Origin of the sequence: Eggerthella hominis (assembly GCF_014287365.1) — a bacterium.
Taxonomy (GTDB): domain Bacteria; phylum Actinomycetota; class Coriobacteriia; order Coriobacteriales; family Eggerthellaceae; genus Eggerthella; species Eggerthella guodeyinii.
Genome location: NZ_JACOOA010000003.1, coordinates 218,995 through 237,258, shown reverse-complemented (window position 1 = coordinate 237,258; position 18,264 = coordinate 218,995). Strand labels below are relative to the sequence as shown.

Here is an 18,264-nt window from a genome sequence, read left to right as displayed (position 1 = left end):
ATATCCGTTGCAGGCGCGCGGCGGCGACGCGAAAATCCCCTCACGCCCAGCGTACCGCGGCTGCCTCCTTCGGGGCGGTGCGACGGTAGCGCACGGCGGGATGACCGACGACGAGGGTGGCGACCACCTTCTTGCCGCGGGACAGCCCCAGCTCACGACGCAGCACGCGCGACACGGCAGCGGCCATCGAGAAGTAGCCGCTGTACAGCACGCCCAGACCGCACGCCTGCGCCATGAGCTCCATGTTGGAGGCCGCCAGCGCACCGTCGATGTCGTTGCGCGCAACCACGACGATGGCCACGGGCGCGCCCTTGAAGAAGAACCGGTCGTCGATGCTGGTGCGGCGCGCCATCGAGTTCACGAGCCGCACGAAAGGGAACACCCGCCTGAACAGGCGAACCGCCTGCGCCTCGAAGCGCGCGATGCCATCGCGCAGCACCACGTACGACACGTCCTGCGCGTTTTTCGCGGTGGGCGTCAGCCGTCCCGCCTCGATGATGCAGGCGATGTCCTCCTCCGCCACGGGCTCGTCGCTGAACCGGCGCATGCTGCGGCGCGCGGCGATGGCCTCGAGCAGCCGATCCGCGTCGAGGGCCGGCGGCGCGCCTGCGCCCAGCTCGCGCGGTTCGTCCTCGAAGCCGGTCATGGACACGGCCGCCTTCGGGCAGATCGCGACGCAGTGGCCGCAGAGGAGGCAGTCCTGCGCGACCATGCGCGCCTTCCCGCTTTCGACCGCGATGGCGCTGGCGGGGCAATCCTCCTCGCACAGGCCGCACCCGATGCACCGTCCCGCGTCGATCGTCACGTCGTGCGCATGCCTCATGCGAGCTCCTCCGTCCACAGATCATGGCGATGGCGGCCGCTCGACTTCGAGCCGTACTCGATGGCCTCGGCCGGGCATCCCGCGATGCAGCCCATGCAGTGCGTGCACGTGCCGTTCCACGTAGGCTTGCCGTCGACCAGCACGACGTTGTTGAGTGGGCAGCGCTCGACGCAGCGCCCGCACGCGACGCACGCGTCCGACGCGGTGAACTTCGCGTCGTGCACGAGCGCCGGGTAGAAGAGCGCGTTCTCCGGGCCGCTGCGGAAGCGGTCGTTCAGCTCGATGGGCTGTTCCGGAAGCGCTTCGTTCCGCCCGATGAGCCTGGCGAGCTCGTCGATGCGCGGCCGGGCGCGCTCGACGACGGCACGGCACTCCTCGGCGCCGGGCGTGTCGTACAGCACCACGTAGTTCTTCGGCATGGGCACCCCGGCCAGCCCCCGATAGCGCAGCCCCGTGCTCGCGCACAGCCGCCGTGCGTAGGCGGCCGCGTTTCCGCATTTCCCACCGCAGGTCATGACGAAGTAGGCGTCGCGGTTGCCCTCGAAGCGCGCGGCGCGAATCCACCGGTCGACCACCCGCGGCAGCCGCCACGCGTACACGGGGGCGACGAACACGAGCGGCCGTTCCGAGCGAAACGATGCAGGATGGCCGTCCTTCATCGCCCGGTTGATGGAAACAACCTCGTCGTCGAGCGAATCGGCGAGCCGCCGCGCCGCCCATTGGCTGTTGCCCGTGCCGCTGAAGTACAAAATCATGGCGCATCTCCCGTTCCGGTGATATCATTCGATGTGATACATTTTGTATCAGATATGCGTATGCCGTCAATCCGTGCACCGGAGACAAAACGAGGTGATCTGTCTCATGGACAAGAGAAAGCAGGAGAACCAACGCGTGAAAGACCAGCTGCTGGCCGCGTTGATCGAGTTCGCCGGCCGCAAGGACTGGTCGAAGGTGACCGTCACCGAGCTGGTCGAACAGGCGGGCGTCGCCCGCGCGTCGTTCTACCGCAACTTCTCCTCGGTCGAGGAGCTGGTCGAATACGGCATCGGGCAAGTGACGCAGCGCTACCACGAGGGCATGCCGGATGGGGACCTCGATAGCCGCGCGCGCCTCGAGTTCAAGTTCCGCTTCTACCAGGAGCATGCCGGCCTCGTGCTGGCGTTCCATCGCGCGAAGGCGGGCACGTCGCTGCTCGACCTCATCACCGATTGCGAGATCGCCGCCGGAGGAGACATGCCCGCAAGCTCCCCCGAGCGCTACCGGCTGTACTTCTCCGCCGGCGCGTTCTACAACGTGCTGCTCTGCTGGCTGGAAAGCGGCATGAAAGAATCCCCCGAGGTCATGGCCGAGACCTTCGCCCACCTGGCGAAGGGCGAGAAGCTCTAGGCGAGGTCGCGAGACACGGCCCGGCGAGCAGGTCGCTTCCGACGGTGTTTCACGTGAAACATTTGTACGCTACACGGGCACAGGGTACCCAGTGCCCGGCTCGCCGAGCATGACGAGGATGTCGTAGTCCATGCTCCAGCCGCCGCTCCGGGCGTCTTCGTAGCAATAGGGGTCGAAAGGCGGGAGCGCGTCGAACAGCGCCGCGACCTCGTCCACCTCGGCGCGATGCTCCTCGTAGTGGTACGACACCCGGTTACCCTTCTGGTGATACGTGGCATTGTCGACCGTGACGTGCTCGAAGCCGAGCGCCTCGATGCTATCGGCGGCCTCGCGCGCCGCCCCCTCCTCGCCGCTTGCGTTCAGCACGAGCACGGTGATCTCGCCTTTTCCCGCGCGAAGCGGCTCAGGCTCGGTCGAATCGGCGCCCCCGACGGGCTGCTCGCTTTTGGCGGGCTGCTCGCCGACGGCGCGGTCGTTCGGAACATTTTGCCGCTCAACGCCCGACGCACACCCAGTCAACGCCGCGCCGAGCGCGGCGACGATGACGATCCCGACCATCCGTTTCAGCATCTCGGGCCTCCTCGTATCGGTGGTTCCAGGCGCGCAGGCGCCCCTTACGCGCGCTTCGTCTCGATCTCGAGCTCGCCGGCGTCCTCTTGGGTGGCTTGGGGGCGCCCGGCGCTCACGAACCGATCACGCGTCTTCTTCGCCTCGGCTTCCTTGTCGGCCAGGTTCGCCTTCGCCACCGAGATCATCAGCTTGATGCGGTTGAGCTGGTTCACCTCGGACGCACCGGGGTCGTAGTCCACCGCCACGATGTTGCTGTCGGGGTAGCGGCGGCGCAGCTCCTTGATGACGGCCTTGCCCACCACGTGGTTCGGCAGACACGCGAACGGCTGGGTGCACACCACGTTCGGCGCGCCGGTGCGGACGAGCTCCACCATCTCGGCCGTCAGCAGCCAGCCCTCGCCCATCGAGTTGCACAGCGACAGGATCTCGCTGGCGTATTCGGCCAGCTCGTAGATGTCGGCCGGCGCCTCGAAGCGACTCGACGACTCGAGCGCCTTCGTGATGGGAGCGCGCAGCTTCGCGATGGCCCACAGGCCGATGCGCGAGCCCACCGCGCCCTTCGCCGAGCGCCCGAGCGGGTCCTTCTGGAAGATGCCGCCCGCGATGCCGAACAGGAAGAACTCGGCCAGGCCCGGAACCACGGCCTCGCAGCCCTCGCGCTCGATGACGTCGACGATCTGGTTGTTTGCCGTCGGGTGGAACTTCACGAGGATCTCGCCCACCACGCCCACGCGCGGCTTCGTGCCCTCGCCGGTCAGCGGCAGCGTGTCGAAGTCCTCCACGATGCGGCGCACCGTCTCCTTGAACTCGCGTCGCTTGAGCCCGCGCCGCAGCTGGGCCTTGCACGTGGCCATCCAGTGGTCGAACAGGCGGTTCGCGCTGCCCGCTTCCACCTCGTAGGGACGCGTGCGGTACAGCGCCATCATGAGCAGGTCACCGTAGAAGATGCCGTAGGCCGCCTGCAGCAGCATGGAAGGCGTCACCTTGAAGCCCGGGTTCTCCTCGCCGAGGTCCTTGAACGACAGCGCGATCACCGGGATGTGCGGCAGGCCCACGGCGGCCAGCGCCTTGCGGATGAGCGAGATGTAGTTCGTGGCGCGGCAGCCGCCGCCCGTCTGCGTGATGATGACGGCCAGCTTGTCGGTGTCGTAGCGACCCGACATGACCGCCTCCATGATCTGACCGGTGACCAGGATGGACGGGTAGCAGATGTCGTTGTTCACGTACTTGAGGCCCGCGTCCACCGCGCCGTGGTCGACCGACGGCAGCAGCTCGAAGTTGTAGCCGTTGCGCTTGAAGATGTCCACGAGCAGGTCGAAGTGGATGGGTGCCATCTGCGGGCAGAGGATCGTGTAGCCCGCATCCTTCATCTCCTGCGTGAACACCGCGCGCGGGAACTCGGTGGTGGCGCCTTCGCGCTGGCGGAAGCGCTCGGCAACCTCGGGCGCCGCCTTCTGGGTGAACGTCTCGGGGGTGGCGCCGGTCAGCTTCGCCGCGATGGCGGCCTCGGTCTGGCCCGTCTTCGCGTCGATGGCCGCCTCGGGCGTGGCCTCGAACGTGTCGGGATCGAAGCTGACGGCGGGGCAGCCGCGCGGCATGCGTTCGGCGTCGGCCTTCTCGTCGGCCTGGTCCTTGAGCGCCGCCAGCAGCGAGCGCACGCGGATGCGCGCCGCGCCCAGGTTCGACACCTCGTCGATCTTGAGCACGGTGTACACCTTGCCCGCCGCCTCGAGGATCTCCTGCACCTGGTCGGTGGTCAGCGCGTCGAGGCCACAGCCGAAGCTGTTGAGCTGGATGAGGTCGAGGTCGGCTCGCTCGGTGGCCACCTTCGCCGCCGCGTACAGGCGGGTGTGGTACATCCACTGGTCCACGAGGCGGATGGGGCGCTCGAGCGTGCCGAGGTGCGCGATGGAGTCCTCGGTGAGCACGGCCAGGCCGAAGCTGGTCAGCAGCTCGGGAATGGCGTGGTTGATCTCGGGGTCGTTGTGGTAAGGGCGGCCCGCCAGCACGATGCCGTGCGTGCCCGTGGCCTCCATCCAGGCGAGCGTCTCCTCGCCCTTCGCGCGGATGTCACGCTTGAAGGCCTCGTCCTCGGCCCACGCGGCGTCCACGGCGGCGTCCACCTCGGCCTGCGTCGGCGCGGCGGCCGAGCCCATGAGCTCGGGGTGCGCCTCGACCAGCTCCACGAACAGGCGCTTCTTGAGGTGCTCCTTCTGGTCGTAGGGCAGCCACGGGGTGAGCAGCTTCACGTCGGACGTGCGCAGCTCGTCGATGTTGAGGCGCAGCGCCTCGGGGTAGCTGGCCACGATGGGGCAGTTGAAGTGGTTGCCCGCGCCCTCGTCCTCCTGACGCTCCCACTTGCTGCACGGGAACCAGATGAAGTCGGGAGCTTTGTCCAGCAGGTTCATGATATGGCCGTGGCTGAGCTTCGCCGGGTAGCACACCGACTCGGACGGCATGGACTCGATGCCCGCCTCGTAGGTCTTCTTCGTGGACGGGTCGGACAGCACCACGCGCCAGCCGAGCTTCGTGAAGAAGGTGAACCAGAACGGGTAGTTCTCGTACTGGTTGAGCGCACGCGGGATGCCCACGCTGCCGCGCGGGGCGTTCTCGGACGCGAGGGGCTCGTAATCGAACAGGCGGCTGCTCTTGTATTCGTAGAGGTTCGGCACGTTCTTGCTCTCGTCGAGCGTGCCCGCGCCCTTCTCGCAGCGGTTGCCCGTGATGAAGCGGCGGTGCTTGCCCGTGGTCTCGTCCACGCCGAAGTCGTTGACGGTGAGCAGGCAGTGGTTCGAGCACGCCTTGCAACGCACGGTCTTGTGCGTGGGCGACAGCGCCGCCAGCTGCTCGAGCGACAGCAGGCTCGAGCCCACCGCGACGGGCGCGGCCGGCTGCTCGCTCTCGGAGCTCCACGCGGCGCCGGCCTCGGCCTTGCGCGCCTCGAGCGCCACGGCGGAGTGGTAGCGGTCGCGCGCGAGCAGCGCGGCGCCGAACGCGCCCATGTTGCCGGCGATGTCGGGACGCACGGCCTGAACCTCGGACAGCTGCTCGAACGCGCGCAGCACGGCGTCGTTCAGGAACGTGCCACCCTGCACGATGACCTTCGTGCCCACATCGTGCGGGTCGCGGATCTTGATGACCTTGAACAGCGCGTTCTTGATGACGGAGATGGCCAGGCCCGCGGCGATGTCGCCCACGGTGGCGCCTTCCTTCTGCGCCTGCTTCACGCGGCTGTTCATGAACACGGTGCAGCGGCTGCCCAGGTCGACGGGACGCTCGGCCTTGATGGCGGTCTGCGCGAACTCGGCCACGTCCAGGTTGAGGCCCGTGGCGAAGCTCTCGATGAAGCTGCCGCAGCCCGAGCTGCACGCCTCGTTGAGCATGATGTGGTCGATGACGCCGTCCTTGACGCGCAGGCACTTCATGTCCTGGCCGCCGATGTCGAGGATGAACTCGACGCCCGGCAGCATCTCCTGCGCGCCGCGCAGGTGCGCCACCGTCTCGATCTCGCCGGAGTCCACGCGCAGCGCCTCCAGCAGCAGATGCTCGCCGTAGCCCGTCACCGTGGCGTGGCCGATGTGCACGAGCGGCTCGCCCGTGTCGGCGTCCACCGGCATCTCGTTGTACAGGTTGCTCAGCGCGGTGCGCGCGCAGCCCAGCACGTCACCCTTGTTGCTGGCGTAGTGCGACCACAAAAGCGCGCCGTCCTCGCCGATGAGCGCGGCTTTGAACGTGGTGGAGCCGGCGTCGATGCCGAGGTAGGCCGTGCCCTCATAGGACATGAGGTCGCCGCGGCGCACGCATTCGCCGTCGTGGCGATCCTTGAACTGGGCGTACTCGTCCTCGCTGGCGAACAGCGGGGGCAGGCGCACCACTTCGGAGCCCTGGATGTCGCCGAGGTTCTTCAGGCGGTCGAGCACGTCGTCCAGCAGCTCGGCCTTCACCGTCTCGCTGGCCGCGCCCGCGATGGCGCAGCCGCTGGCCACGAACAGGTGGGCGTTCTCGGGCACGATGATGTGCTCGTCGTCCAGCTCCAGCGTCTCGTAGAAGCGTTTGCGCAGCTCGGGGAGGTACTGCAGCGGGCCGCCGAGGAAAGCCACGTGGCCGCGGATGGGGCGGCCGCACGCCAGGCCGCTGATGGTCTGCGTCACCACCGACTGGAAGATGGACGCGGCGATGTCCTCCTTGCGCGCGCCCTCGTTGATGAGCGGCTGCACGTCGGTCTTCGCGAACACGCCGCAACGGCTGGCGATGGGGTACAGCGTGGTGGCGCCCTGCGCCAGCACGTTCAAGCCGCCCGCATCGGTGTTCAGCAGCGCGGCCATCTGGTCGATGAAGGCGCCCGTGCCGCCGGCGCACGTGCCGTTCATGCGCTGCTCGATGCCCTGATCGAAGTAGATGATCTTCGCGTCCTCGCCGCCCAGCTCGATGGCCACGTCGGTGACGGGGATGAAGGTTTCCACCGCCGTCTTCGAGGCGATGACCTCCTGCACGAACTCGATGCCCAGCCACTGCGCGAGCAGCAGGCCGCCCGATCCCGTGATGGCGATGGTCATGCGATCGGTGCCGAAATCGGCCGCCGCTTCGGAAAGCACCTCCACGATGGTGGCGCGCACGTCGGCGTGGTGGCGGCGGTACACCGAGAATTTCACCTCGTGGGCCTCGTCGAGGATGGCCAGCTTGACCGTGGTGGAGCCCACGTCGATGCCGATATGCAGGTTGTTGTTCTCTTCCATAGCTCCCTTGCCTTACAGCTTGATCGATTCGCCCGGTTTGATGAAGAACAGCCTCATGGCGATGAGGGCCATCTCCTCCGAGCTTTCCTGCATGCCCGTTTCGATCCAGCGCGTGATGACGCCGAGGTACGCGGACGCGAAGAACGCGACGTAGTAGCCGACGAACGGCGACGGATCGTTGCGGTAGCGCTCGTGCAGGATGGATTGGACGAGGTTGGTGCACACGGAGTCGCGCAGGCGCGGGCCGAAGCCCACGTCGCCGCCCGGGCCCAGCGCCGCGTGAAGGAACGCGCCCTGCTCGCGCAGGTAGTCGAACAGCTCCACGAGCAGCGGCAGCGGCTTCTTGCGCGCCCGGTAGCCCAGCAGCTCGCGCACGGTGAGGTTCTGCATCTGCGCCTGGAGCCGGTCGAGGTCGTCCATGACCTCGGCTTCCAACTGGGCCAGCAGGTCGTCCTTGTCGCGGAAGTGGTTGTAGAACGTGCCGCGGTTGAGATCGGCGCGCTCGCACAGGTCGTTCACCGAGAAGCCGTCGAAGCTGCGCTCCTCCATGAGCTCGATGAGCGCGTCGCTGAGCGCGCGCTTCGATCGCGTGATGCGGCGATCCTGCGGGGCAGCCGTGCTTCGCGCCGTCGCGACAGCGACGGGAGCGGGCGAAACGGTTGTCGTGGTCATGATCACCTCTAATTGAACAGTTGGGTCAATAATGAACAACTTGTCGAATAACGAGCAGTATACCTGTTAGCGCCCCGGAACACAACGAGGGAGAACCCCGCCTTCACACGAGGCGCGCCGCGCGGCGTGCTGCGAGGCGTCCGCCTCCCGTGGGGCGCGCCTTGCCTGCGGCGCGCCGCGCACGTCTCCCCGTGCGGCGCGCCGCGCGCACTTCCCCGTGCGGCGGCGTGCCGAATGTTTCACGTGAAACATTCGTTCGTTTCTTCGCCCACCCCCGCGCCTTCGCGCCCCCAAGCCCTCGCGCGCCTCGCGTGCCTTCCGCCCATTGTCACCTTCTTTCGCCGATCGCGTTGACACGATCGGCCCCTCTCTCCTACCATGCACCCATGGGAACCAAGGAACAACTGCTGCGCCTGCTGGAGGAGAACCGCGAGCGCTACGTGTCGGGCGCCGCGATGGCGCAGGCCATCGGCGTGAGCCGCAACGCAGTGTGGAAAGCCGTCGAGGCGCTGCGCGCCGAGGGGTACGCCATCGATGCCGTCACGAACAAGGGCTACGCGCTGTCGCAGGAGAACGACCTGCTGTCGCCCCAGGGCATCGAGCGGTTCCTGCCGCCCGGCCACCCCTTCGCCATCTCCGTGCGCAAGCGCGTGGACTCCACCAACTCCGAGGCGCGCCGCCGCGCCGCCGAAGGCGCGCCCGAGGGCACCGTCATCGTGGCCGAGGAGCAGACCGCTGGCAAGGGACGCCCCGGCAAGACGTTCTTCTCCCCCGCGTCTTCGGGCCTGTACCTCAGCATCGTGCTGCGCCCCACGCTGGCCGCCGACCGTGGCCAGTTCCTCACCTGCGCCGCCGCCGTGGCGGGCGCGCAGGCCATCGAGCAGGTGACCGGCAAGGAAGCCCTCATCAAGTGGGTGAACGACATCTACTGCGACGAGCGCAAGGTGGCGGGCATCCTCACCGAGGGCATGGTGGACATGGAGTCGGGGCGCTTCGAGCACGCGGTGCTCGGCATCGGCGTGAACGTGAAACCGCCGGCCGATGGCTTCCCTCGCGACATCGCCGACGTGGCGGGCGCCGTGCTCGACGACCGCACGGGCGCCGTGCGCTGCGAGCTGGCCGCCGCCATCCTCGCGCGCTTCTGGAACCTGTACCGGCACGTGGCCGACGCCTCGTTCTACGACGAGTACCGCCGCCGGTGCTTCCTGCTGGGCCAACCGCTCGTCGTGCGCCAGGGCCCCTCGCGCGTGCGCGCCCGCGCCGTCGACCTCACGCCCGACTTCAAGCTGGTCGTCGAACTGCCCGACAAAACCCGCCGCGAGCTCCCCCACGGCGAGGTCAGCACCCGGCTCACCTAGCCCACCGCCGCGCCGCCCGCGCAGGTGGCCGCGCGCCGCGCGCAACCCGCGCGCAACCCGCACGCCACTTGATCGCGCCGATGTTTCACGTGAAACATCCGTTCCCTTCCTCGGGCTGCCCTTGAGAAGAAACGTCGAAATCGAGCGAACCGCGACGCCGCCGACCACGGGGTTTGCTATGCTGTTCCGCACGATCACACAACGCTTGAGAGAAAGACGGGGCATCATGCAGATCACGCCTGCTGAAATCGCCGAGACGCTTGCTATGGTGAGCAATCAGCACCTCGACATCCGCACGATCACGCTGGGGCTGAACCTGCGAGGTTGCACGGACGCCGACATCGACGTCATGGCACGCAAGGTGTACGACCGCATGACCACCGCCGCCGAGCGCCTCGTGCCCACGGCCGAGCAGCTCGAGCGCGAGTACGGCATCCCCATCGTGAACAAGCGCATCTCCGTCACGCCCATCGCCGAGATCTGCGCCGCCACGAGCGCACACGACCTCACCCCCATCGCCGTGGCCATGGACAAGGCCGGCAAAGAGGTGGGCGTCGACTTCGTGGGCGGCTTCAGCGCGCTCGTGCACAAGGGCGCCTCGAAAGCCGACAACAAGCTGATGGAGTCCATCCCCCACGCGCTGTCCGTCACCGACAACGTGTGCTCGTCGGTGAACGTGGGCTCCACGCGCGCGGGCATCAACATGGACGCCGTGCTCAAGATGGCCGGCATCATCAAGGCTACCGCCGAGGCCACGGCCGATCGCCAGTGCATCGGCGCCGGAAAGCTGGTCGTGTTCTGCAACGCCGTGGAGGACAACCCCTTCATGGCCGGCGCATTCCACGGCTCGGGCGAGGCCGACGAAGTGGTGAACGTGGGCGTGTCGGGTCCCGGCGTGGTGCGCGCCGTGCTGGCCGACCTGCCGAAAGACGCCGACATCACGTCGGTGGCCGAGGCCATCAAAGCCACCGCGTTCAAGATCACGCGCGCCGGCGAGCTCATGGCGCGCGAGGCGTCCAAGCGCCTGGGCGTGCAGCAGGGCATCCTCGACTTGTCGTTGGCCCCCACCCCGGCCGAGGGCGACTCGGTGGCCGAGATCCTCGAGGCCATCGGCGTGGGCCAGTGCGGCGGCCCCGGCACCACGGCCGCGCTCGCCATGCTCAACGACGCGGTGAAGAAGGGCGGCGTCATGGCGTCCTCGTCCGTCGGCGGCCTGTCCGGCGCGTTCATCCCCGTGTCCGAGGATGCCGGCATGATCCGCGCGGCCGAAGACGGCGCGCTGTCGCTCGAGAAGCTGGAAGCCATGACCTGCGTGTGCTCCGTGGGCCTCGACATGATCGCCGTCCCCGGCGACACGAGCGTCGAGACCATCTTCGGCATCATCGCCGACGAATGCGCCATCGGCATGATCAACAGCAAGACCACCGCGGTCCGCCTCATCCCCGCCATCGGCAAGACGGTGGGCGACCAGCTCGACTTCGGCGGCCTGCTGGGTTACGCCCCGGTCATGCCCGTGAACCAGTACGCCGGCACCACATTCGCCCACCGCGGCGGCCGCATGCCCGCCCCCCTGAACTCCCTGAAGAACTAGCGCGGCGGCGGCGCTTGCATCCAGCACGCTTTTCGAAGGCGGCCCTGCGGGGGCCGCCTTCTCGTTACCAGGGTATTTCCTCGTAGGTGAGACCCTTTTCCTCGGCCAAGTAGGCGAACAGCTCGTCGCAGTCGAACACTTTGATGGTCGACTTCTCGAAATCTTTCTGGTTGCGCGTGATGATGGCGTCGGCCTTCAACCTGAGCGCGCACTGGTACACGCACGCATCCTCCAGATCGACCCACGACGAATCGAGCGCTGCGTCAAATTGAACTTCGTTAACACCGCAGATGCGCATCCCTTGTCGCATCTTCTTGAGATCCTGCTTCAGCTGGGCAGCTTGCGAAGGCCTCCCTCCGCCAGTCAGGGTATAGAAGACGTCATTCGCTTGTGCCGAGCTGAACCAGAGTTCGTGCTCCGCGAGAAACCCCAGCATCACTAGCTTTCGAGCACTCGCATAAAAGGGCTCTCGCACTTTGATATAGTCAATCACGATATTCGAATCGAGCATCAGCCTCATGAGAAATCCTTACTCGTCGCAAGACCACGCGACACCAAGCGCTCCCGCCTGATTTCATCGTCGGTCATGGTGGAGAAGCGATCCCTCCGCGGAATACTATCCACCCAGGCGATCGCCTGCGCGATTTCTTCCTGCGTGTACTTCCGTCGCCCCTGCTGCTCGGGGAACGGCAGCTGCTTCTTCTCCAGCACGTAGTCGTACAGGCGATTCACCGCCTGCGAGGCGTTCGTGCCCAACTGCTCGAGCATGCGGTTGCCCGCCTCTTTCTTCTCCGCCGACATGCGCGCCGTCACCATCGCATCAGCCATGTTGCACCTCCAATGTTGTACGTACAACATATGATAGCATGGAGAGCTGCGAATCTCAAGGCGTGCCGAAACCGCGTTCGTCTGTGCCCCACCCGATCGGGGTGGACTTTGCGCGCGCGTTGGCACAATACACGGTATTCCCAGGTCATCGGCATAATTCCAAAAAACCTGCGCCATCGCATCATCCTTGTTCGGATCGAGTTCACCTGATAAGCTCGAAACGAGGGCGCGGCGCGGGGGAGAAACGCGAAGCGCGCGGCGCCCCTTCAAGCAGGAGGGGATATCGATGATCGACCAGCTGACGCGCGTCTACCGACCGAAACGCAATGCGCTGTTCTTGGGCCTCTGCTTCCCGCAAGCCTGGATGTTCGTGGTGAGCCAACGCGTGGTGTTCGACACGCTTGCCTTTCAACTCGCCTTCCATCTGGGCATGCTGGCGGCCCTGCTCGCCATAGCCCTGCTGTTTCGACCCGGTGCCGAACGCGACCCGCACGTCCTCTTCCATCCGCTCAGCGCCGTCGCCCTCTGCGTCACGCCGCTGCTCGGCATCGCTTCGGTGTCGCTTCCCGTTTTCGCCCAGGTCGCTGCGGGCGCAATAAGCGGGCTCGGCATCGCCTTCTGCTTCTCGTCGTGGTTCCTCATCTACAGCAGCATGAAAACCAAAGACGCCTGCGGATTCATCTTGCTGGGGTTCTCGTTCGGGGCCCTCATCTGCCTCGTCATGAGCATCTTCTCCCTGACCGGCACCGCTCCCGTCCTCGCCGTCGCCTGCGTCTTGCCGTTCGGCTCCATCATCTGCGCGCGTCGCGCTTGGGATGGGACGTCGAACCTCCTGGTCAATCGACCGGGTGCTACCACGCTTCGCAAGCAGCCGCGCCGATCGTCCTCCCTTTTCCTCGTCGTCCAGGTCATCGTGTACGCCGTGATTTTCGGCAACGGCATCATATTCAGCATTCTGCAGGGGGCCATTCCCAGCTCGTCGCACGAGCACGCGATCGCCTTCGCCAATTATGCGCTGCGCGCCCTGCTGCCCTTCCTCCTCTTCATGTGGCTCGTCGCCCGAGAGGACAACGCACGGGCGAAGGCGCTGGCCAACTCGATGCTGCTGGCGCTGACGTTCCTGCTGCTCATGCTCTGGTTCGTAGCCGGCGCCTCGTCCGCCATCGCCTACATCTCGCTTTCCCTGGCGCGCAACCTCGTGCTCGTGCTGTTGTACCTCGTGCTGATCAAGCTCGCCCAGCGAAGCGCGCAGCACCCCTGCTTCGTGTTCGGCATCGGTCGCGGACTGTACGAAGCATCCGTCGCCGGCGGCATCGCAGCGTACAGCGCCCTCGCAAGCGCCTACGGGACGCTCCCCATCGAGGAGCACATCGTGCAAGCGACGGCCATCTGCGTGTTCGTGTTCCTGGCCAGCTGTTTTTTCATGACCGCCCAGAACCTGCACGACGAGCAGCCTGCGCCCTCGTATCCCGTGGACGACCCCGACAAGGGATGGGGCCAGGTGAAGCATGAATTCTCTCTGTCCGATCGCGAAAGCGAGATCATGCAGCTGCTCTACCGCGGACACACGAAGAAGGGAATCGCCGACATTCTCGTCCTGTCGGAGAACACCGTGCGCTGGTACACGAAGCAGTTGTACGCAAAGCTCGACGTGCACAGCAAGGAAGAGCTCATCCGCCTGGTGAACGAGCGCCGATAGCGCATGCGGACGGCCAAGATCGCCGAGGGAAGGGCGATCTTGGCCGTCAGGCCGTACCGCGCCGCCGGGAGGGAGAGCGGCGGGCACGCGGGGTCGTTCAGCGAGACTCGCTTACTCGTGGCAGGTATAGCACTCGTACACGTTCTGATGGTGGCACTGCGTGCACGCTGCGGCCGCCGTCTCTTCAAGCGGTTTCTCATCGTGCATCGTATGGCAGCTTCCGCAGGTCAACGTGTCGTGGCTTGCGCTCTGCGGCAGGTCGTGCGGGTTCACCGTCGTGCCTTGGTCGTCGGTGAGCGCCGTCGAGGACGCGGCGGCCTCGGGTGCGCCCGCGTCGGCGTGGCAGCTCACGCACGCATCCTGCTCGACCGAAGTCTTCGACAGCTTCTTCGCTCCCTTCGTATCGGCCAGCGTGACGCCGTCATGGGCTGCGGCAAGGCCGTTTTCATCGGTGTGGCATTGCACGCATTGCAGGTTGGCATGGTTGGCCGAAACCTGGCACGACGAGTCCGTCAGCGACGACGACTGCGTCGCATGGCACAGACCGCAATCGGCATCGGCCGACCAGGAGAACGGAGCGTCGCTCGCCGCCGCCTGGGCCGTATCGCCCGCCTTGCCCGCCTCACCGCCCGCTTGCTGCGGCGTGCCGCCGCACCCGGCAAGCGACGCGCACAGCGCGAGCAAGATCGCCGCGGGAGCCAACGCGCGCATGCCTTTCTTCGCGGATACGTTCATGAGCGCTCCTACTTTCCGTCGCTCGCATCCCACGGCTCGAGATCGCCTGCATGCAGCATGGCGAAATGGCCTGTGGTCAGCGCCTCGGCTATGTTGCCCAGGTTGTAGTTGCCGCCGTTCAGCGACCCGAACTCGCCCACGTTGTACAGACGGGGAATCACCTCGTCGTTCGTGTCGAGCGTCTGGTTGTGCTCGTTATGCTTGGGGCCGCCCTGGGTGTTGATCATGCCCATGCCCATCTCGATGGCGTAGAACGGCCCGTCGCCGAACGCCGCCATCGTCTCGGGATCGCGTTTGAAATCGGAATCGGCGCCCGCCTCGCAGCCGGCGTTCCAGCGCTCCACCGTCGCCGCCAGCGCTGCGGCGTCGACGCCTTCGTACTTCGTGCCCGAAGGAGACGTGCCCACCATCGCCGCAGCGAGTTCTTCGATGGTGTCGGCTTTCACGATCCACCCCTGCTCGAGCGCCCAGGCGTTCGTCCATTCCTGGCCGAGCAGCTGGTGAACGCCCGCGTACGACACGAGCGACTTCGGCTTCGTCGACTGGATGTACAGCGGTGCGGCGTCGAACGTCGCCTGGTCGAACACCATCCAGTACGGCAGGTTGGAGAACTCGTACGTGTCGGTGTCCATGTCGTACCACACCGTGCGCTTGCGCGTGTGCTGCGGTGCATGGGAAAGGTTCTTCGTCTCGTTCACGAAACGCTCGCCCTTGTAGTTGACGAAGAGCCACGACGAGGCGTCGGGGAAATGCCCCGCCGACTGCATGCTCACCGAGCACCCCACCTGCTCGGACGGCAGACGGTAGCACGGCGATCCTATCTCGGAGCAGTCCATGTGCCACAGCTGCGCCCCCGCTTCGACGCACATGCGGTGGCCGTCGCCCGTGTTGTGCGGCGTGCCCCACGGGAACAGGTGGATGCCCCATCCGGTGTACCACTGCTGCATCATGGGATTGCCCTCGAAGCCGCCGCACGCCATGATGACGCCTTTTTTGGCCTTGATGGCGATGTCGCCGCCGGAGCCTTCGGCGACGACGCCGAGGATTTCCTTCGTCTCGGGATTCTGCACGAGGCGTTTCGCCGGCGTGGCGAGCCGGATATCGGCCCCTTTGTCGACCGCGATTTCGTGGAAGTTCCCGAACAGCTCAGAACCGCCCGCATCGCCGCGTTCGGACCAGGCCACTTCGCCGGTCATGCGCGAGGGATCGCCGTAATCGCGCCAAACCCAGTAGATTTCGAGGTCCTCGAGGGAGTCGAGCCACGCGCCCGCCTCGATCTCCTGCTCGACGATGGCGGGATACAGCACGTCGCCGTCCTCCTTGCTCACCGACCCCTGGTTGAAATGCCGCAGCATCTCCACCATGCCGTCGGCATCGTCGGGCTTCATGCAGGTTTGGATGCAGCCCGTCGCGCATCCCAGGTTGCCGCCGTCGGGCTCGCTCGACTTCTCCAGCGTGATCACGCCCAGGCCGGCGTCCAGGCCGGTGATGGTGGCGGCCACGCCGGCCGCGCCGTACCCCACCACGACGACGTCGGTTTCCTCGTCCCACGCCTCGGGCATCCACCAATCCTTTTGCTCCTGCGCGGCAGCCGACCCGCATCCGACCAGCCCGACCGCAGCGGTTCCCACTGCCGCCAGCCCTGCGCCTTTCAAAAAACTCCGCCTGCTGAACTGTTCCATCGTTCCTCCTTCGATCCGCACGGCTCATGCCGCCCTTACGCTTTCGATAGTAGGCTCGACGCGTTCGCGGCAGTCCCCCCGTTGCGGGTGGATCCGCCACCCGTTCAGCAGTGACTTGCGCGCGCCCACCCTGACGAAGCGGGTGGTTGACGCGAAAATCCGCGTCATTCCTCAGGGGTGATTTTTCTTTTTTTGCCGGTCGTTCGCACATTCACCTCTGAGGAATGACGCGCGATCCCACGTTGCCGGGCATGATGCACGACGAACCTTGGCAGCGCCGAGCGGCGCACAGGAGGGCCAAGATGGGGAATGAAAGGATCACGACCATGAAGCACAACGAGAACGGAACGAACGGACAGAACAAGGCGAACCGCGGCCTCTCGCGCCGCACTTTCCTCACGGGCGCAGCCGTCACCGGCCTGGCCGCGGCAGGGGCGCTGGCCGGGTGCAGCCCGAAGTCGGCCGTCGCCGAGGCCGACGCGGCCGACGGCAGCGCGAAGCCCGAGCATCGCTGGCAAAGCCAGGCGGCGGCCGACTGGCGCACCCCGCCCGAGCCGGTCGACGAGGCGAAGATCGCCGACGGCGGCACCTTCGACGTCGTGGTGGTGGGCGGCGGCCAGGCGGGAACCTGGACGGCGCGCTCGGCAACCATGAACGGGGCGAGCGTCTGCGTCGTGGAAGCGCAGCCCGAGGACAGCTTCTTCTACATCGGCGGCGAGGTGGCCATCATCAACAGCGAGTGGGCGATCGAGCACGGCGCCGACCGCATCGACAAGGTCAACTTCATGACGAACTGGCTCGTGCGCAACGCGAACCGCAGCAACCAGCGCCTCATCCGCAACTTCGTCGACTACTCCGGCCAGATCATGGACTGGAGCATCTCCGAGATCGACGAGGTGGACCCCGACTTCTACCACAACACCGACCGCGTGAACATCTACTCGGCCGAAGCCGACGACCGCATGGTCATGGACCCCTCCGGCTACCAGTTCTACAAGTCCACCATCGTCCACCGTCCCGTCACGGGCGGCGGCTCCGATTGGGAATGGGGCTCGGTGGTTATGACGCATCACCGCGAGCAGGCCATCAAGGAAGGCGCCGCGTGGCACTTCAACACGTACGCCGAGTACCTCGAGAAGGACGACTCCGGGCGCGTGGTGGCGGTCGTGGCGCGCAACCAGGACGACGACAGCTACGTGCGCTACACAGGCACGCGCGGCGTGGTGCTGACCGCCGGCGACTTCCAGGCGAACGAGGACATGATCCGCGACATCAACGACGAGTACCGCCACCTGGCCGAGAACTACGGCAACATCGAGCTGGCCACCTCCGGCGGCATGGGCGTCAAGGACGGCGCGGGCATCAAGCTGGGCGTGTGGGCAGGCGGCCACGTGGAGGCCGGCCCGCGCACGGGCATGAACACGGGCCAGTCGGGCCCCTGGGAAACCGCGCCGTGGGGCCCGGGCTTCATGCTGCTCAACCAGCGCGGGCTGCGCTTCTGCAACGAGTGCGCGGGCGGCACCGAGGGTTCGGGCTACCAGTCCAGCCGCCAGCCGAAGGGCGTCATCGTCTCGGTGGCCGACGCGAACTACCTCGACACCATCGCGTGCATGCCGCCGGCGCACGGCGCCATCAACCTCACGTCGAAGGTGACCTTCCACGGCATCGACCCGCTGCAGGAGCAGATGGCCGCCCTCGACCCCTCGTCGACCGAGCCCAGCAAGGACGGCGTGTACTGCGCCAACACCTTCGAGGAGCTGCTCGACAAGATCGGCTGCTACAACGAGGAGCAGAAGGCCAACGCCCTGTCCGAGCTGGAGAAGTGGAACCAGTACGCCGAAGCCGGCCTCGACGAGGACTTCGCCGTGGACGCGCGCATCATGAAGCCGCTCACCACGCCGCCGTTCTACGCGGTCACCGGCAACGCCGAGGACATCTACGTCGGCCTCTGCCAGACCACCGGCCTCGACACCGACTTCAACGGCTGCGTGCTGGACTCCGACCTGTTCCCCATTCCCGGCCTGTACTCCGCCGGCAACAACTCGGGCAACCGCTACATCGTGAACTACTGCACGCCCATCAGCGGCATGAGCCTGGGGCTGTGCATGACCGAGGGCATGCTGCTGGGCAAGCGCCTGGCAACCATCGCGCCCGAGGACATCGAGCAGCGGAAAGCGTAGGACG

General features: G+C 66.5%; 14 protein-coding genes. 5 read left to right on the top strand and 9 right to left on the bottom strand.

Translation table 11 applies throughout. The annotated features are described in order from the left end of the window. Positions 1 to 40 precede the first annotated feature (40 nt). Positions 41 to 823 (bottom strand): nitroreductase family protein, encoded by a 783-nt coding sequence (locus tag H8S61_RS08530; protein WP_186938681.1) that lies wholly within the window; start codon positions 821 to 823, stop codon positions 41 to 43. Then, a complete protein-coding gene (locus H8S61_RS08525) occupies positions 820 to 1,578 on the bottom strand; it encodes an EFR1 family ferrodoxin (protein WP_186938680.1) in 759 nt (252 codons plus the stop codon). Before H8S61_RS08525 ends, H8S61_RS08530 begins: the two co-directional genes overlap by 4 nt. A gap of 106 nt (positions 1,579 to 1,684) precedes the next feature. Between H8S61_RS08525 and H8S61_RS08520 the strand changes: the two genes are divergently transcribed. Further along, on the top strand, positions 1,685 to 2,209 hold the full coding sequence (locus tag H8S61_RS08520; protein ID WP_186938679.1) for a TetR/AcrR family transcriptional regulator: 525 nt from the start codon (positions 1,685 to 1,687) through the stop codon (positions 2,207 to 2,209). Positions 2,210 to 2,278: 69 nt separating this feature from the next. On the opposite strand, the gene H8S61_RS08515 is transcribed toward H8S61_RS08520, so the two are convergent. From H8S61_RS08515 to H8S61_RS08505, 3 genes are read right to left on the bottom strand one after another with little or no spacing between them, the layout of a single operon-like run. Next, complete coding sequence (locus H8S61_RS08515; protein WP_186938678.1) at positions 2,279 to 2,779, bottom strand: LytR C-terminal domain-containing protein; 501 nt, start codon at positions 2,777 to 2,779, stop codon at positions 2,279 to 2,281. A gap of 44 nt (positions 2,780 to 2,823) precedes the next feature. After that, positions 2,824 to 7,515 carry a 2-hydroxyacyl-CoA dehydratase gene (locus H8S61_RS08510; protein WP_186938677.1) on the bottom strand — a complete coding sequence of 1,564 codons (4,692 nt, stop codon included), beginning with the start codon at positions 7,513 to 7,515 and terminating at the stop codon, positions 2,824 to 2,826. Positions 7,516 to 7,527: 12 nt separating this feature from the next. Further along, positions 7,528 to 8,187 (bottom strand): TetR/AcrR family transcriptional regulator, encoded by a 660-nt coding sequence (locus H8S61_RS08505; RefSeq protein ID WP_015761347.1) that lies wholly within the window; start codon positions 8,185 to 8,187, stop codon positions 7,528 to 7,530. A 386-nt stretch (positions 8,188 to 8,573) separates the two neighbouring features. Here H8S61_RS08505 and H8S61_RS08500 point away from each other — a divergent pair, with 386 nt between their 5' ends. Together H8S61_RS08500 and H8S61_RS08495 are read left to right on the top strand one after the other, a co-directional pair. Next, complete coding sequence (locus H8S61_RS08500) at positions 8,574 to 9,545, top strand: biotin--[acetyl-CoA-carboxylase] ligase (RefSeq protein ID WP_186938676.1); 972 nt, start codon at positions 8,574 to 8,576, stop codon at positions 9,543 to 9,545. Between the two features lie 226 nt (positions 9,546 to 9,771). Then, positions 9,772 to 11,136 (top strand): PFL family protein, encoded by a 1,365-nt coding sequence (locus H8S61_RS08495; RefSeq protein WP_160941309.1) that lies wholly within the window; start codon positions 9,772 to 9,774, stop codon positions 11,134 to 11,136. Positions 11,137 to 11,200: 64 nt separating this feature from the next. Here H8S61_RS08495 and H8S61_RS08490 read toward each other — a convergent pair whose 3' ends face one another. Together H8S61_RS08490 and H8S61_RS08485 are read right to left on the bottom strand one after the other, a co-directional pair. Next, on the bottom strand, positions 11,201 to 11,656 hold the full coding sequence (locus H8S61_RS08490; RefSeq protein ID WP_186938675.1) for a type II toxin-antitoxin system VapC family toxin: 456 nt from the start codon (positions 11,654 to 11,656) through the stop codon (positions 11,201 to 11,203). Continuing rightward, positions 11,653 to 11,964, bottom strand: a complete 312-nt coding sequence (locus tag H8S61_RS08485; RefSeq protein ID WP_186938674.1) for a type II toxin-antitoxin system RelB/DinJ family antitoxin — start codon at positions 11,962 to 11,964, stop codon at positions 11,653 to 11,655. The genes H8S61_RS08490 and H8S61_RS08485 overlap by 4 nt, the downstream gene beginning before the upstream one ends. A gap of 286 nt (positions 11,965 to 12,250) precedes the next feature. Between H8S61_RS08485 and H8S61_RS08480 the strand changes: the two genes are divergently transcribed. Further along, a complete protein-coding gene (locus H8S61_RS08480; RefSeq protein ID WP_186938673.1) occupies positions 12,251 to 13,663 on the top strand; it encodes a helix-turn-helix domain-containing protein in 1,413 nt (470 codons plus the stop codon). A gap of 111 nt (positions 13,664 to 13,774) precedes the next feature. On the opposite strand, the gene H8S61_RS08475 is transcribed toward H8S61_RS08480, so the two are convergent. Together H8S61_RS08475 and H8S61_RS08470 are read right to left on the bottom strand one after the other, a co-directional pair. Continuing rightward, entirely contained in the window at positions 13,775 to 14,398 is a 624-nt protein-coding gene (locus H8S61_RS08475) for a hypothetical protein (RefSeq protein ID WP_015761353.1), read from the bottom strand. Positions 14,399 to 14,406: 8 nt separating this feature from the next. Then, a complete protein-coding gene (locus H8S61_RS08470; protein WP_186938672.1) occupies positions 14,407 to 16,080 on the bottom strand; it encodes an FAD-binding protein in 1,674 nt (557 codons plus the stop codon). A 326-nt stretch (positions 16,081 to 16,406) separates the two neighbouring features. Between H8S61_RS08470 and H8S61_RS08465 the strand changes: the two genes are divergently transcribed. After that, positions 16,407 to 18,260 carry an FAD-binding protein gene (locus H8S61_RS08465; protein WP_186938671.1) on the top strand — a complete coding sequence of 618 codons (1,854 nt, stop codon included), beginning with the start codon at positions 16,407 to 16,409 and terminating at the stop codon, positions 18,258 to 18,260. Positions 18,261 to 18,264 lie beyond the last annotated feature (4 nt).